This window comes from Plantibacter flavus, from assembly GCF_900177615.1.
GTDB classification, from domain to species: domain Bacteria; phylum Actinomycetota; class Actinomycetes; order Actinomycetales; family Microbacteriaceae; genus Plantibacter; species Plantibacter flavus.
Genome location: NZ_FXAP01000003.1, coordinates 105,500 through 120,139 on the forward strand (window position 1 = coordinate 105,500; position 14,640 = coordinate 120,139).

14 protein-coding genes are annotated in these 14,640 nt (G+C 70.8%); 4 read left to right on the top strand and 10 right to left on the bottom strand.

The window, feature by feature from the left end; genetic code table 11:
- Positions 1-49 precede the first annotated feature (49 nt).
- Positions 50-415, bottom strand: coding sequence for a sterol carrier family protein (locus tag B9Y95_RS10475; protein WP_085511832.1), 366 nt, complete (start codon positions 413-415; stop codon positions 50-52).
- Between the two features lie 38 nt (positions 416-453).
- Between B9Y95_RS10475 and purD the strand changes: the two genes are divergently transcribed.
- Genes purD through B9Y95_RS10490 form a run of 3 tightly spaced genes read left to right on the top strand, consistent with a single transcriptional unit; the run spans position 454 to position 3,128 of the window.
- Positions 454-1,719: a phosphoribosylamine--glycine ligase gene (purD, locus tag B9Y95_RS10480; RefSeq protein WP_085511833.1), complete on the top strand. Its 1,266-nt coding sequence runs from the start codon at positions 454-456 to the stop codon at positions 1,717-1,719.
- 11 nt (positions 1,720-1,730) lie between these two features.
- Entirely contained in the window at positions 1,731-2,627 is an 897-nt protein-coding gene (locus B9Y95_RS10485; protein WP_085511834.1) for an alpha/beta fold hydrolase, read from the top strand.
- A gap of 3 nt (positions 2,628-2,630) precedes the next feature.
- Positions 2,631-3,128, top strand: coding sequence for a 2'-5' RNA ligase family protein (locus B9Y95_RS10490; protein WP_085511835.1), 498 nt, complete (start codon positions 2,631-2,633; stop codon positions 3,126-3,128).
- A 30-nt stretch (positions 3,129-3,158) separates the two neighbouring features.
- Here B9Y95_RS10490 and B9Y95_RS10495 read toward each other — a convergent pair whose 3' ends face one another.
- Entirely contained in the window at positions 3,159-4,739 is a 1,581-nt protein-coding gene (locus B9Y95_RS10495) for a DHA2 family efflux MFS transporter permease subunit (RefSeq protein ID WP_085511836.1), read from the bottom strand.
- A 90-nt stretch (positions 4,740-4,829) separates the two neighbouring features.
- On the bottom strand, positions 4,830-5,471 hold the full coding sequence (locus B9Y95_RS10500) for a PadR family transcriptional regulator (protein ID WP_079705064.1): 642 nt from the start codon (positions 5,469-5,471) through the stop codon (positions 4,830-4,832).
- Positions 5,472-5,565: 94 nt separating this feature from the next.
- Here B9Y95_RS10500 and B9Y95_RS10505 point away from each other — a divergent pair, with 94 nt between their 5' ends.
- On the top strand, positions 5,566-6,504 hold the full coding sequence (locus B9Y95_RS10505; protein WP_085511837.1) for a phosphoribosylaminoimidazolesuccinocarboxamide synthase: 939 nt from the start codon (positions 5,566-5,568) through the stop codon (positions 6,502-6,504).
- Between the two features lie 33 nt (positions 6,505-6,537).
- Here the strand turns inward: B9Y95_RS10505 and B9Y95_RS10510 are convergent, their stop codons facing one another.
- The 7 genes from B9Y95_RS10510 to B9Y95_RS10540 all read right to left on the bottom strand — a co-directional run bounded on the left by B9Y95_RS10510 (position 6,538) and on the right by B9Y95_RS10540 (position 14,447).
- The gene (locus B9Y95_RS10510) at positions 6,538-7,242 is read right to left on the bottom strand and encodes a hypothetical protein (protein WP_085511838.1); all 705 of its coding nucleotides are present in this window, start codon (positions 7,240-7,242) and stop codon (positions 6,538-6,540) included.
- 211 nt (positions 7,243-7,453) lie between these two features.
- On the bottom strand, positions 7,454-8,581 hold the full coding sequence (locus B9Y95_RS10515) for a zinc-binding dehydrogenase (RefSeq protein ID WP_085511839.1): 1,128 nt from the start codon (positions 8,579-8,581) through the stop codon (positions 7,454-7,456).
- Between the two features lie 19 nt (positions 8,582-8,600).
- The gene (locus tag B9Y95_RS10520) at positions 8,601-9,401 is read right to left on the bottom strand and encodes an HAD family hydrolase (RefSeq protein WP_234994077.1); all 801 of its coding nucleotides are present in this window, start codon (positions 9,399-9,401) and stop codon (positions 8,601-8,603) included.
- Positions 9,398-10,645 (bottom strand): TIGR03364 family FAD-dependent oxidoreductase, encoded by a 1,248-nt coding sequence (locus tag B9Y95_RS10525; protein ID WP_234994078.1) that lies wholly within the window; start codon positions 10,643-10,645, stop codon positions 9,398-9,400. The genes B9Y95_RS10520 and B9Y95_RS10525 overlap by 4 nt, the downstream gene beginning before the upstream one ends.
- 11 nt (positions 10,646-10,656) lie before the next feature.
- Complete coding sequence (phnE, locus tag B9Y95_RS10530) at positions 10,657-12,414, bottom strand: phosphonate ABC transporter, permease protein PhnE (protein WP_085511841.1); 1,758 nt, start codon at positions 12,412-12,414, stop codon at positions 10,657-10,659.
- Positions 12,414-13,409: a phosphonate ABC transporter ATP-binding protein gene (gene phnC / locus B9Y95_RS10535; protein ID WP_085511842.1), complete on the bottom strand. Its 996-nt coding sequence runs from the start codon at positions 13,407-13,409 to the stop codon at positions 12,414-12,416. Before phnC ends, phnE begins: the two co-directional genes overlap by 1 nt.
- A 117-nt stretch (positions 13,410-13,526) precedes the next feature.
- Positions 13,527-14,447, bottom strand: coding sequence for a phosphate/phosphite/phosphonate ABC transporter substrate-binding protein (locus B9Y95_RS10540; RefSeq protein WP_085511843.1), 921 nt, complete (start codon positions 14,445-14,447; stop codon positions 13,527-13,529).
- Positions 14,448-14,640: the final 193 nt, after the last annotated feature.

Consider the following 14,640-nt stretch of genomic DNA (forward strand, 5'->3'; position numbering starts at 1 on the left):
TGCACCACCCCGGTTCGCTCCGGGCAGCACGCGGAATCCCGCCGAATGGTCAGCGCGGCAGGAGCAGCGGCACGAGACCGGTGAGGTCCGCACGTTGGCCGGATGCGTGCACCGTGCCGCCGGCCATCGCCGTGGTCCAGTCGATACGACCGGAGGCGAGGGCGAGCCAGGTCGGCGCGTCCATCTCGATGACGTTCGGCGGCGTGCCTCGCGTGTGGCGGGGGCCCTCGATGCACTGCACCGCACCGAACGGCGGCACCCGCACCTCGACGGTGTTGCCGGGTGCCCGCTCGACGAGGAGCTCCAACAGGTAGCGGACCGCGGTCGCCGTGTCCGTGCGCGACGCCGGCTCGTCCCCGAGCGCCTGCTCCAGGGCAGCGCGACCGACGGCGTCCGTGATCCTGGGTCTGGCCATGCATTCGAGGCTAGGCCATTGCGCCTTAAGCTAGACGGGTGAAGATCCTCGTCCTCGGTTCCGGTGCTCGCGAGCACGCCATCATCAAGGCTCTCCTCTCCGAAGAGGCCGGGCACCACATCATCGCCGCCCCCGGCAACGCGGGAATCGCGGGCGACGTGACCGTGGTCGGCATCGACCAGGAGAACCCCTCGATCGTGCGCGACTTCGCCCGCGACGAAGCGGTCGACCTCGTCGTCATCGGGCCCGAGGCCCCGCTCGTCGCCGGTGTGGCCGACAAGCTGCGCGCCGCCGGCATCCCGGTCTTCGGCCCCAACCGCTCGGCGGCCGCGCTCGAGGGCTCGAAGTCCTTCGCGAAGCGGATCATGGACGAAGCCGGCGTGCCCACCGGTCGCGCGGTCCGCGCCGAGGACCTCGACGCGGCGATCGCCGCGCTCGACGACTTCGGGGCCCCCTACGTCGTCAAGGCCGACGGCCTCGCGGCGGGCAAGGGCGTCCTCGTCACCCACGACCGCGACGCGGCCATCCAGCACGCCACCAACTGGCTGGGCTACGGCGGCGTCCTCGTCGAGGAGTTCCTCGACGGCCAGGAGGTCTCCCTCTTCTTCATCACCGACGGCGAGACGGTGCTCCCGCTCTCCCCCGCGCAGGACTACAAGCGGCTCCTCGACGGGGACGCCGGCCCGAACACCGGCGGCATGGGCGCCTACTCCCCGTTGCCCTGGCTCGACAACCGCTTCGGGAGCGAGACGGCGTTCGTCGACGAGGTCCTGGAGACCGTCGCGATCCCCGTCGTGCGGCAGCTGGCGTCGGAGGGCAACCCGTTCCAGGGGCTCCTCTACGCCGGACTCATCCTCACCGAACGCGGGATCCGCGTGATCGAGTTCAACGCGCGCTTCGGCGACCCGGAGACGCAGGTCGTCCTCCCCCGGCTCGTCACCCCGCTGTCGGCGCTCCTGCTCGGCTCGGCCACCGGAACGCTCGGCGAGCAGCCGCGACCCGCGTTCGCCGAGGCGAGCGCGGTGACCGTGGTGCTCGCGAGCCAGAACTACCCCGAGACGCCCGTCACCGGCCGGAGCATCACCGGCCTCGACGCCGCCGTCGCCGTCGAGGGGGTCCACCTCGTCCACGCGGCCACGGCCGACGTCGACGGTGGCCTGGTCGCCACCGGCGGCCGCGTCCTCAACGTCGTGGCCCTCGGATCCACGTTCCCGGAGGCACGCGGCCGTGCGTACGAGGCACTGTCGCGCATCGAACTCGAGGGCGGTCAGTACCGCACCGACATCGCCGCACGCGTCTCCTGATCGCGGCCCGGATGAGCGCAGCAGCGGGAACCGGGTCGTCGGCCGTCGTCGAGAGTCACGACGGCATCAGACTGCACGTGGACGTGATCGGCGACGACGCGCTGCCGCCCCTCGTCGTCCTCGCCGGCGGTCCGGCGCGTCACCCGGTCTACCTCGGTGATCTCGGCGGCCTGAGCATCAGGCGTCGCCTCATCGTGCTGCACCAACGCGGGGTCGGACGGTCCGAGAGCGGATCGTCGACCGCTGCGGCGAGCTGGCCGGAATTGGCCGAGGACGTCGAGGCCGTGCGTCGCTGGCTGGACGTCGACCGTCTCGAACTCCTCGGGCACTCCGCCGGCACCCGCGTCGCCGTGAGCTACGCCGCGCGCTACCCGCACCGGCTCGACCGTCTGTGCCTCATCACGCCACCCGCCACGTGGCTCGTCGACACGGACGACGACAGCGCGGAGATCATCGCCCGGCACGCGGCGGAGGACTGGTACCCCGGCTTCCTCGAGGCGCTGCCGGCGCTCTTGGCAGCCCCGGACTCCGCCTCCACCGATCGTCGGTTGCTGAGCCTGTCGAAGTGCCCGGCAGTGGCGCCCATCGCCTGGGGCGAGTGGGACGACACCGCCCGCGAACACGAGCGTCTGGGCGCCTGGCACCCGGCCGCGCAGGACGCGTTCGTGCACACCCCCACGATCGACGAGGTGGAGGACATCCGCGACGCCCTCCGCACCGTCACCGCGCCCGTCCTCGTGGTCGCGGGCTCCGAGGACGGCCTGACGGGACTCGCGCCCGTCGTCGACCTCGCGAAGCGGTTCCCGCTCGGCCAGGCCATCGTGCTCGACGGGTGCGGACACTACCCCTGGGTGGAGCAGCCGCGATCCTTCGCCGCCGCCGTCCACGGCTTCTTCCCGATCGGCTGACCGGTGCGCAGCGTCGATCTGACGTTCGACGAGGCCCTCGAGGCCGCCGTCCGCGACCGCTGGCAAGCGCTCCTCGACCTCGGCATCAGCAGTCTCGCCACGCATCGCGGTGCGAGCAACCGCCCGCACGTCACCCTGTCCGCCGGCGAGGACCTCGAGCTCACCGGGCGACCGGCCTTCGCACCGTTCGCCGTCCGGCTCGGGGCTCCGCTGCTGTTCCCGCGTCGCTCGGGCGCCGTCCTCGCGCTCACGGTGATCCCCTCACGCGAGCTGCTGGAGCTGCACGGACGTGTGGCGGGCGACGTCACCGGTGCGTTCGAGCACACCCGGCCCGGCGCCTGGACACCCCACGTCACGCTGTCCCGACGCGTCGCCGGCGAGCAGACCGCCGCGGCACTCGCCGGGCTCCGGTCGCTCGGCGACCTCCCGTCCGGGCTCGTCAGCGGGGTCCGGTTCTGGAACGGCGACACCAGGACGGTCACGGACCTCCTCAGCCCGTGACCGTCCGGTTTCGTCGTGTCGGTTGAGCCGCTACCCGGCTTCTGGCCGGGCGTTGGCGGCAGCCGCGGCGACCGCGGCGGCCTGTCCGTGTTGGGTCTCCGGGGTCGACCAGGCGGCCGCCTTCGGCTTCTGGAAGAACAGGACCACGACCGCGCCCACGAGCGCGAGGGCTGCCGGGAGGAGCAGCGACTGTGCCATGGCGGTGGTGAACCCGGCGTGCAGGAACTCCGGCAGCTCGCCACCCGTCACCTCGCTCACGCCACCGGCAGCCCCACCGGGGGCCGCGGGCAGCTCGGCCGCGAGACGTCCCTGGATGAGCGCGGCGATGGCCGCGCTGCCGAGGACGGCCCCGATCTGACGCGTCGTGTTGAACACACCTGAGCCGGCGCCGGCCTGGTGCTGCGGAAGCCCCCGGGTGGTGAGGTTGGAGACCGGCCCCCACATGAAGCCGTTGGCGAGGCCGAGGACGGCACTCGGGAGGAGCAGCATGAGGATCGGCTGCTCGGGCGTGAGGAGGATCGAGTACCAGCCGAGCGCGAGGGCCAGCAGGAGGAGCCCCGCGAGGGCGAACCACTTCGGGTTCACTCGGTCGATCGCCCGCCCGACCACGGGCGCGAGCCCGGCGGAGAGCACGGCCATCGGGACGAGCATGAGCGCGGACTGCGTCGGGGTCAGGCCGCGGACGGTCTGGTAGAAGAAGACGAGCGGCAGCGACATGCTCGTGATCGTGAACCCGATCGTCGAGATCGCGAGGTTGCCGACCGAGAAGTTGCGGTCGCGGAACAACGCCAGCGGGAGCAGCGGCTCACCCTTCATGACGGCCTGCCACACGACGAACAGGCCGAGGACGACGACACCGGCGATGATGAGGCTCCACACGGTGATCGGACCGGCGATCGTGCCCCAGTCGTAGCTCTGGCCCTCCTGGATGCCGAACACGAGGAGGAACATGCCGAGGCCGCTCAGGACGACCCCGAGCACGTCGAACTTGTGCGGGTGCGTGGCGAGCGCGGGGACGTTTCGCCAGACCATGATGAAGCCGATGACTCCGACGGGCACGTTGATGAAGAAGATCCACTCCCATCCGAAGCCGTCGACGAGCACGCCACCCAGGATCGGGCCGACGAGCGTCGCGACACCAGCGGTCGCTCCCCAGAGGCCCATGGCCGCACCGCGGCGGTCCGGCGGGAAGATGCGGGTGATGACGGCCATCGTCTGCGGGGTCATGAGTGCCGCACCGAGGCCCTGCACGACGCGGGCGACGATGAGCATCTCGATCGACCCCGACAGGCCACACCAGAGCGAGGCGAGCGTGAAGACGACGAGGCCGATGAGGTAGAGGTTCTTCGGGCCGAAGCGGTCGCCGAGGCGGCCGGTGATGAGCAGCGGCACCGCATAGGCGAGCAGGTAGGCGCTCGTGACCCAGATGACGTTGTTGATGTCGGTGTCGAGCCCGCGCATGATCGCGGGGTTCGCCACGGACACGATGGTCGTGTCGATGAGGATCATGAAGAAGCCGATGACCAGGGACCAGAGCGCGGGCCAGGGGCGCACAGCCCCGGGTTTCGGACCGGAGACGCCCTGAGGAGGCGTCGTGGGGGTGGTGGACATGATGTCCCTTTCTGCACGGAGGACGGGTTCGCGTTCGGGACGCGAGGATGAGCGGGACCACCGGCCGGACTGGTCGGTCGTCCCGGAGGTTCAGGTGGAGGGTGTCGGCTGAGCGGACACGGGCGGGGTCGCCGCCTGCTCGTGGAGTGGCGCACGGGTCCCCGGCACGTGCCAGGCGAGTGCACCGTCGGCGATCTCGGCGAGGAGGGATTCGAGGTGGGCGATCTCGGCGCGCAGCATGGCGGCCGAGTAGGGGACGTTGATCCAGTACACGCGCGGGATCCCGCGCTCGAGCGCCCACGTCATGCGGCGATCGAGGTCGGCGAGCTCGGCCTGTTGCCGGAGGATACGGGTCTCGAGCAGCATCCGCACCTCCTCGGCACCCAGTTCGTGCGCCTCGGACAGCGCGAGTCCGAGCTCCGGGTACTCGTTCGTGGGGGTGCTGAGCAGCTCGCGCAGCCGCTCCCCCAGCAGGTGCCGGCCGAGGTCGGTGATCTCGAAGGTGGTGCGCTCGGGCCGGGCTCCCTCGCGGTCGGTCCCGGAGGCGAGCACGAGGCCGTCGGCCTCGAGCCCGTAGACGGCGCGGTAGAGCGAGCCGGGGCTCACTTTGACGACGCGGTCCTCCTGGCGGTGGAGCGCGAGTTGGTACATCTCGTACGGGTGCATGGGGCGCTCGGCCAGGTAGCCGAGCGCTGCGACGGCGAGCAGGCCGAGCGGCTTGACCTTGCCCATGACCCTCCCATCACTCCAGGCGAACTATTCCAGATGGAATATACGCGTACCGTCCCGAGGTCGCAAGCCCTGGCAACCGGCCCGCCCACCGCCGATGCACGATAATGAACGAGTGAGCGCACCCTCGGAGACCAACGCCTGGAACCACGTCTACTCGGGCAAGGTCCGCGACCTGTACGAGCCGGCCGCCGGCCCCGACGACCTGTTGCTCGTCGTCGCGAGCGACCGGGTGAGCGCCTTCGACCACGTGCTCGAGCCGGGCATCCCCGGCAAGGGCGACCTGCTCACCAGCCTGAGCCTCTGGTGGTTCGACCAGCTCCGCGAGGTCCCGAACCATCTCGTCCCCGACCACGAGCTCGACGCCGCGGGTGTCGCGGTGTCCAGCATCCCGGCCGAGTTCGCCGGCCGGGCGATGCTCGTCCGCAAGCTCGACATGTTCCCCGTCGAGTGCGTCGTCCGAGGCTACCTCACCGGCTCCGGCTGGAAGGAGTACGTCGCGAGCCGCACCGTGTGCGGCATACCGCTGCCCGACGGCCTCCGCGACGGCGATCGCTTGCCCGAGCCGCTGTTCACCCCCGCGTACAAGGCGCCGCTCGGCGAGCACGACGAGAACATCTCGTTCTCCCGGATGGTCGAGCTCATCGGCGAAGACGACGCGGTCGCGCTGAAGGACCTGTCGCTCGGCATCTACGAGACGGCATCACTGACGGCGGAACGCCACGGCGTCATCCTCGCCGACACGAAGTTCGAATTCGGCCGCAACCCGGCGACCGGCGTCATCACACTCGGCGACGAGGTGCTCACCTCCGACTCCAGCAGGTACTGGGACCGCGACGTCTACCTGACGAGCGACGACCCCACCGCACGGATGGCCAGCTTCGACAAGCAGATCGTCCGCAACTGGCTGGCCCACAACTGGGACCAGGACGACGCCTCGACGCCCACACCGCCGACCCTGCCTGCCGAGATCGTCACGCAGACGGCAGCCCGCTACCGCGAACTCCTGGAGCGCCTCACCGGTAGCGCTCGCTGACCACCGGAACCATCCGCATCGCGGAGGTGCCGGTCAGCTCGTCTTCCGACGGGCGCGGAGCCGAGCGTTGTCGGCCAGGATGGCCTGCGCATCGGGCAGCGGCCCCTCCGGCACGATGACGCCCATGAGCGTGGCCGTCTTCTCGAGTGCGTCGCGTGCGTCGTCGGCCGCGAGCCGCGCCTCGACGAGATCGCAGGAATCGTCACTGCCCACCTCGCTGCGGGTGCCGCTGCGCTCGACGAGCTCGCGCTGCAGTCGCTCCGCGGTGGCGTACATGCGCGTCAGCGTCCAGAGCGAGGTCCACGGGAGGTCGTCGCTCAGCCCGATGAGGTGATCATTGAGCGGGTCGACCCACCGCGACGGCTGGTGCCCGCCGTCCAGTCGACGACGACGGTTGCGTCGTTCGGCCGACACGAGCAGGAAGACGGCGACGAGGATCGCACCGAGCAAGGCGCCGACGACGTCGAGTCCGGGCGCCCAATCCGGGTCGAAACCGGGGAGCGACACGGAGGAGCGTTCGTCGTGGACGAGCGACCACTCGACGAGCACGCCCACCGTCGCGCCGACGACGAAGCCGGTGAGCAGGAGGAAGCCACCGAGCAGGAGCGTGATCCTCCGCCGCAGCCGGTGGCCGCGCTGCTGATCCTCGGTGAGCTCACCTCGTTCCGCGAACGGATCCACGACCATGAGGCGACCACCGACACGGACCGCACCAGGGTGGCGAGTCGTGACCGTCATGGCCCGAGGATACCCCACAAGGTGGGTCATGCGGCGGGATTCACGAGCCGAGATCGGCGGAAATCCGCGGTGGATCGGCTCCTGTGACCCCCGGAATGGGGGCGCTCGAAGGGGTTACGCCGCCCTCGGACGACGTCGCCGAGCCGTCGACGGAACCCAGGCAGGCTCACCGGACGATCCGCGCCAGGTCGAAGCGCACCCCGTGGTCCGTTCAGGGTCGGACACCGACGCGCGGGAACGCCCCCGATGCAGCTGCGACGAGCGCGTCGTCGACCTCGTGCAACGGGAACACCGGACCGACGAGTTCGGCGAACGGATACCGACGCCACGCACCGGTCAGGAAGTCGACCGCGCGCGCCAGATCCCGCGGTCGGTAGTTGTGTGCTCCACGCACCGTGAGGAGGCGTCGGACGATGCGTTCGGCGTCGATGCCGAGCGGCGCACCGGGAGACACACTGCCGACCAGGACCGCCGTGCCGCCGATCGACAGCGACGCGATGGCCGCGTCGACGGCACGGGCGTCGCCGGACATCTCGATGGCCACGGGGAAGCCCTCCACGCCCGCCGCCAGGTGCGCGGCGTCGAGGTGCTCGGCGGCACCGATCGTGGGGTCGACCGTCGCGATGGCGCCGAAGCGACCGGCGAGCAGCCGCCGGGCGGGGTCCGGATCGCTCACGACGACACGCGCGCCGGCGTCGGTCGCGATGGCCGCGACGGTCAGTCCGAGCATCCCGGCGCCGGTCACGAGCACCGCGGTGCCGGGCAGGTCGCGCCCGGCCGCGTCCAGCGCGGCGATCGCGGTGGCGGTCGCGCAGGACGCCGGAGCGAAGACGGCGGCGGGCGGTGTCTCCCCCACGATCACGATGGCCGTGCCCTCGAGGAGTTCGACGTGGGTCGCGAACCCGCCGCTCAACTCCCATCCGCGGTGCACCCGGTCGTGCCCGTACTTCGCGAGCCGGCGGCACTTCTGCTCCAGACCGGCGGAACAGCGGTCGCAGACGCCGCAGCTCACGACGACCGACCACACGACCCGCATCCCCGCGACGAGGACCGTCCCGTCCACCGCGGTGACGGGTCCCCCGACCGCCACGACGCGTCCGACCTGTTCGTGCCCGAGGACGAGCGGCGTGGCGGCGTCACGGTGCCCGAGGACGGTGTGCACGTCGGAGCCGCAGACGGTCGCCAGTTCCACCTCGACGAGGACGTCCCCCGGCCCGAGCGTCACCCCGGGCACCGCCATCGCCTGGTGCGGGTGCCCAGGCCCCTGCCAGACCATCGCGATCGGCGACGGTCTGATGAAGACGTCGTTGCCCTCGTGCGCGGTGAGCGTCGTGTGCATGGTTCCCCCGGTCGGTCGTTCAGTCGAGACCGAGGAGCGCGGGCAACTCGGCGATGCTCGTGATGATCTCGTCGGCGCCCGCCGCGAGGAGCGTCTCCTCGTCGTGCGCTCCGGTGAGCACCCCGACGACGAGCCCCGCGCCGGCGTTCACCCCGGACAGCATGTCGCTGGCCGTGTCGCCGACGACGACCACGGTGTCGACGGCGCTCGCACCGAAGCGGAGGAGCGCCGTCAGCGGCAGGTCCGGCGCTGGACGCCCTCGACCGGCGTCGGCGGGCGACAGGGCGTCGTCGGCGAGCTCGGACCACCCGAGGTTCGCGAGGAGCGCATCGCGCGTGGCGGGGGCGAACCCGGTGGTGAACACGACGCCCACGCCGAGCTCGCGGAGCCGTCGCACCGTGTCCTCGGCTCCGGGGATCGCCTCGACGCGCCCCTCGCCGACGAGGCGCTCGTAGGCCTCTTCGAAGGTGGCGTTGCCGGAAGCGGCTCGAGCCTCGTCGCCGTCGGTCAGCATGAGGAACACGTCGAGCTTCGACTGGCCCATCGTGTCGCGGACGAGCTCGATGGCCGCGTCGAGCGCGTCCTCGGTGTCGATGCCGATCGTCTCGGCGGCGACGCGGAAGGCGTCCTCGACGACGCCGTCGTCCGAGACCGTCGTCCCGGCGAGGTCGAGGACCACCAGTTCGAGCAGGAGGTCGTCCTCGTGCGCGTCGTCGAACCCGCCCTCCAGATCGTCGAGGTCGGCGAGGTCGGTCTCCACGTCGTCGTCGAGGTCGGGCGCCGCGGTGCTGTCCTGCTGGGGTCGATCGATGCTGGTCACGAGAGGCCTTTCTGAAGGTGGGCTGATGCGGCACGGATGCTGGTCGGCTGGGCCGGCGAGAAGGTCGGGCCGAGGTGCTCGGCGACGGCCAACTCGCCGAGCGCGGGTCCGGTGGTCATCCCGATGCCCGTGGTCGCGGCGACCACGCGGACGCCAGGGGTCGGTTCGTCGATGAGCAACTCCTCCGGAGCGGTGGCGTAGACGCCCTGCCAGCGTTCGAGGACGTCGAGCCTCGTCCCGAACAGCGTGCTTCCAGCCCGCAGGAGTTCGTCGAAGGCATGCTCGGATTGGAACGGGGAGACCGCCTCGCCGCGGCTGTGGGTGTCGCCGAGGATGATCGAGCCGTCCGGCAACTGGGTCGCCATGAGGTTGACGTCGAGCGAGGCGAGCCCGGGGTGGTCCTGCTGCAGTCGCTCCCGGAGCGCCGGGATGGCGGGCGAGTCGGCGAATCCCGCGTAGCGCAGGAGCGACCACCCGGTCAGGAGCGGCGCCGGCATCGGCATCGCGAGCTCGGCGCGCACCCGGACCATGTCGAGCGCGCATCGACGGACGACCGCCCGCTCGGCCAGCTCGGGGAGGAGCGTGTCGATGTCGTGGTTCACCGCGACCACGGTGAGGCCTGCGGCGATGACGCCGCGGCTGGTGTCGACGAAGCCGGAGCGCAGTCCGGTCACGGTCGTCCGGCGTCGGAACTCGACACCGCGGCGTTCCAGGTACGCCGTGACGGCGCCCAGCGCCTGGCGCGGGTTCACCTGGAGGTCGCGTGGCAGCCAGGCGCCGCCCACCACGTCGGCGGCGCTGATCGGCACCTGCTGCAGGAACTCGGCCGCGTCGTACAAGCGCACGTCGGCCGCGGCACCCGCCTGGGCACGGGACGCCGCGAAGTCCTCGAGGACGCGCAGCTCGTCGAGGTGCCGGGCGACCACATGCGTGCCCGAGCGCCGAACCCACAGTCCCGCATCCTGCTCGAGTCGCTGCCAGATCTCGGCCGAACGTGCGGCGAGGCGAGCGGCGAGCCCGGCCTGCGGCGTCGCCGCCAGGTGACCGAAGTTGCGGACCGACGCGCCCTGGGCTTCGGCCGAGCGTTCGACGACCACGACCTCGGCACCGGCGTCCACGGCGGCGAGCGCCGCGGACAGCCCGACGATGCCGGCTCCGACGATCACGACGTCCGCGCGATCGGCCGAGGCACCGAGCGAGCCGACACCGAGGCCGACCCGCGCTGCCGACATTCCGCCGCTCATCCGTCGTCCGTTCACGAGAACACCCTCCGCATCCACATGGCGATGCCTTCGACGACGAGGACGACCGCGAGGATCATCAGCACGATGGCCGTGACCTGGTCGTAGTTCCCGCCCTGGTCCGCCTGGATCAGGTAGTAGCCGATGCCGCCTCCGCCGACGATGCCGAGCATGGTCGCGGCGCGGATGTTCGTGTCGAGCGTGTAGAAGGTGTGCCCGACCAGCGCACGGGCGCCCTGCGGGAGCGTCGCGGCGGCGTAGACCTGCGGTCGCGTCGCACCGACGGCGGTCAGTGCGCGCTCCGGTCCGGGCGCGACCTCCTCGAAGGAGTCGGCGATGAGCTTGCCGAGGAGGCCGATCCCGCAGATGCCGAGCGCGAGCGTCCCCGCCTGGGCACCGAGCCCGGTGACGACGATGAGGAGGATCGCGAGGATGAGCTCCGGGATGCCGCGGATGCCGACGAGCGCGAACCGGGCGCCGGTGCGGACACCGCGGTTCGGGGCGACGTTCCGTGCGGCGAGGGACCCGATGACGATCGAGCAGACGAGGGCGATGAGGGTCGCCGCGAAGGCGATCGCGACGGTCTCGAACATCGCCTCGACCATCTGCTCCGTCGTGCGCATGCCGAACGACGGCGGCCAGAGACGGACGAGGACGTCTGGCGCCTTGGACCAGAACGTCACGAGGTCGCCCCACTGGATGTCGGACACGACGACGCCCCAGACCACGACCACCACGGCGAGCCAGGCGCCGACGGTGTCGCGGACGCGGGCCGGCGTCCAGGGGCGCTTCGCAGCAGCGGCGATCCGGGACTCGGCGCTCGGAGTGGCGGCCGTCCGGCTGCTCCCATTCCCCGCGCGACGTGCCTCCCGGCCCGCGGCCACCCGACGCACGACGCGGTCACCGAGTCCGCGTCCGGTCGGCTGCACCCCGAGCATCACGGTCCGCACGGTGCTCGACACGATCTCCATGACGACGCACAGGGCGAAGATGACGATCGCGAGTCCGATGCCGAGTGAGTAGTCGAGCGATTTGAACGCGAGCGACAGTTCACGGCCGAGGCCGAGGACTCCCACGTAGCCGAGGAGGACCGAACCGCGCAGGTTGATGTCGCCGCGGTGGAGGACCGTGGCCACCCACGACGGGAGGACCTGCGGCAGGACACCCGAGGTGAACTCCTGCAGCTTCGAGCCGCCGGCCGCCCGGATCGCGAGCCGCGGCCCTTCGTCGACCTGCTCGATCGCGTCAGCGAAGAGCTTCGAGATCATGCCGACGGAGTGCAGCCCGATCGCGATGATGCCGGGCAGCGAGCCGAGCGAGAACATGAGCACGAGGATCATCGCGATGACGACGTCGGGCACGGCACGGCTGAGCACGCCGACGAACCGACCGACCGCGCGCCACGCCGGTCCTGGGGTCGTGTTGGCGGCCGCGAGGTACGCGACCGGGATCGAGAGCACCGCAGCGAGCACGGTGCCGGAGATGACGATCCCGAGGGTCAGGGCGGTGAGCGACAGCAGTTCCCCGGGCGGCGGGAACGTGATCGTGCCCACCCGGTTGAAGAAGTTGACCGCGTTGCCCCAGCTCGCCACCATGTTCGGGATCGAGATCCCGACCTCGAGGAGCGAGTAGACCGAGAACGCGAGCAGCGCGACGAGCGTGAGCACGGCGGCGATCGTCTGCGGGCGGAGCCGACCGACCGGGACGGGTCCGGAGAGTCCTGGCGGGCGACCGGCGGGCGGTGCCGTCTTCGCGGGCGCGGTGACGACCATCAGCGGGTCCGGCCAGGTCGACGGAGTTCGTCGGGCTCGCGGCCGTCGACATCGGCGTCGAACTCCCACTCCGGGTCGTCGGGCAGTTCGTCCTCGCCCACGCGCTCCTCGACGCCGAGCAGGCCGCGGAGGTCGTCGTCGGGGTCGCCGAGCAGCTCGTCGGTCTCCAACTCCACGGCGATCGCCTGCAGCTCACGGGTGCTCGTCGCGACCCGGCCGTAGATCTCCATCACCTCGGTCTTCGACAGGCCGTCGGTCGTGGTGTCGAGGACCACCTCGCCGTGACGGAGACCGACGATGCGGTCGCCCCAGGAGAGCGCGAGGTCCACCTGGTGCAGGCTGCACACGACGGTGAGTCCGCGATCGATCGCGATCTCGCGGATGAGAGCCATCACCTGCTCACTCGACTCCGGGTCGAGGGAGGCGACTGGCTCGTCGGCGAGGAGGATCTCGGGGTCCTGCATGAGCGCTCTGGCGATGGCGACGCGCTGCTGCTGACCGCCGGAGAGCGTGTCGGCGCGCTGGTAGGCGCGCTCGAGGAGCCCGACGCGGTCGAGGTGACCGAGTGCCTTCAACTTCAGGGTGCGGCCGTAGCCGAGGATGCCGAGACGCGGCCCACGGACGCCCGCCAGCGACCCGGTCAAGACGTTCTCGAGGACGGTGAGCGACGGGACCAACTCGAACTGCTGGAAGACGAACCCGACGCGGGCACGGAGCCGGCGCAGGGCGCGCTGCCCGAGGGCCGGCACCTCGTCGCCGAGGACCGAGACGGATCCGGCGGTGGGCCGCTCGAGACCGTCCAGGTGACGGAGGAGCGTCGACTTGCCGGAGCCCGACAGACCGAGCAGGACGACGATCTCACCACGACGGATGTCGAGGTCGACGCGCTGCAGGGCGACCGTCCGGTCGAAGCGCTTCGTGACCCCACGGAGACGCACGAGCGGTTCCGCTTGGTCGGGTGCGGTGTGACGCGCCTGCTGCTCGGTGACGCTCATGACTGCTGCCTCTCGTGAGGTTGATGGTGGTGCGGATGTCGCACCTCGACAGGCTCGGTGAGCGGATACCGGAGCACCGGTCACTGAGCCTGTCGAAGTGCAGAGGTCCAGCTCAGATCAGGCCTGGCACTGCTTGGCGTTGGTCTTCTTGCAGATGTCGCGGATGGTGTCGTAGTACGCGTCGTCGACCGGCGAGGTGCCGTAGAAGGTCGCGCGGAAGGCGTCGCTGTCGGCGCTCTTCACGCCGGAGTCGATGATCTGGTCGATCGTGACCTCGGACAGGGCCTTCTCGAGCTTCTCCTTCACGTCGGCGGGCAGCGAGTCGGACTCGACGATCGGCGCACCGGGGACCATCGTGCGGTCGATGACCTTCACGCCGTCGTTCTTCTCGACCTCGGAGTCCTCGGCGAAGCCCGCCTCGCACTCGACGCCCTCGGCGGTCTTCGTCACCGAGACGTCGTGCTTGCCGGCGAAGACCGGGGTGATGTCCTTCTCGGGGTCGATCCCGGCCTCGAGCAGGTTGTAGCTCGGGAAGAGGTACCCGGACGTCGAGGACGGGTCCACGAAGCAGACCTTCTTGCCCGCGAACTCCTCGATCTTCGTGATCGACGAGTCCTTCGGGACGATCGCCTCGGAGTAGTAGCCCGGCTCCTGACCCTTGTCGGTGATGATCGACGAGATCGGCGTGATCTTGGCCCCGTTGTTGAGCGCGGTCACGTAGGTGAACCCGGAGAAGGAGGCGACGTCGATCTTGCCGGCCACGGCCGCTTCGATGAGGGCCGCGTAGTCGGTCGACTCGTGGTACTCGACCTTCTTGCCGGTCTCCTGGGCGATGTAGTCCATGAGCGGCTGGTAGTTGGTCTGCGTGTCGACCGAGTCGGGGACGACGCCGAAGACGAGGGTCTGGTCGTCGACCGCGAAGGTCCCGGCCGCGGCGGAACCGGTGTCGCTGGCGGTGGCGCTCGAGCAGGCGGCCAGGCCGATCGAGAGGAGGGCGGCGGCGCCGAGCGCAGCGACGCGGGTGAGGGAGAGCTTCATGTGCTGGGACGTACCTTTCAGAAGGACCGATGCACCCGCCCGCTCCGCGCGTGGCTCCGGTGGATCGGAACCGCGAGTGACCGACGCGGGCACTGCTGTGTGCCGTACGTGTGATCACGCTACGAGCGGCGCCCGAACAGGGCCGGGCCTCCCGGTGAACAGGAGGTGAAGCCCCGCGGAAGGATCGATCAGG

Excerpts from the sequence above, each read along its gene's own strand:
- B9Y95_RS10475 (WP_085511832.1), bottom strand. The coding sequence starts at position 415 with ATGGCCAGACCCAGGATCACGGACGCCGTCGGTCGCGCTGCCCTGGAG.
- B9Y95_RS10485 (WP_085511834.1), top strand. The coding sequence starts at position 1,731 with ATGAGCGCAGCAGCGGGAACCGGGTCGTCGGCCGTCGTCGAGAGTCAC.
- B9Y95_RS10495 (WP_085511836.1), bottom strand. The coding sequence starts at position 4,739 with ATGTCCACCACCCCCACGACGCCTCCTCAGGGCGTCTCCGGTCCGAAA.
- B9Y95_RS10500 (WP_079705064.1), bottom strand. The coding sequence starts at position 5,471 with ATGGGCAAGGTCAAGCCGCTCGGCCTGCTCGCCGTCGCAGCGCTCGGC.
- B9Y95_RS10505 (WP_085511837.1), top strand. The coding sequence starts at position 5,566 with ATGCACGATAATGAACGAGTGAGCGCACCCTCGGAGACCAACGCCTGG.
- B9Y95_RS10510 (WP_085511838.1), bottom strand. The coding sequence starts at position 7,242 with ATGACGGTCACGACTCGCCACCCTGGTGCGGTCCGTGTCGGTGGTCGC.
- B9Y95_RS10515 (WP_085511839.1), bottom strand. The coding sequence starts at position 8,581 with ATGCACACGACGCTCACCGCGCACGAGGGCAACGACGTCTTCATCAGA.
- B9Y95_RS10525 (WP_234994078.1), bottom strand. The coding sequence starts at position 10,645 with ATGAGCGGCGGAATGTCGGCAGCGCGGGTCGGCCTCGGTGTCGGCTCG.
- phnE (WP_085511841.1), bottom strand. The coding sequence starts at position 12,414 with ATGGTCGTCACCGCGCCCGCGAAGACGGCACCGCCCGCCGGTCGCCCG.
- phnC (WP_085511842.1), bottom strand. The coding sequence starts at position 13,409 with ATGAGCGTCACCGAGCAGCAGGCGCGTCACACCGCACCCGACCAAGCG.
- B9Y95_RS10540 (WP_085511843.1), bottom strand. The coding sequence starts at position 14,447 with ATGAAGCTCTCCCTCACCCGCGTCGCTGCGCTCGGCGCCGCCGCCCTC.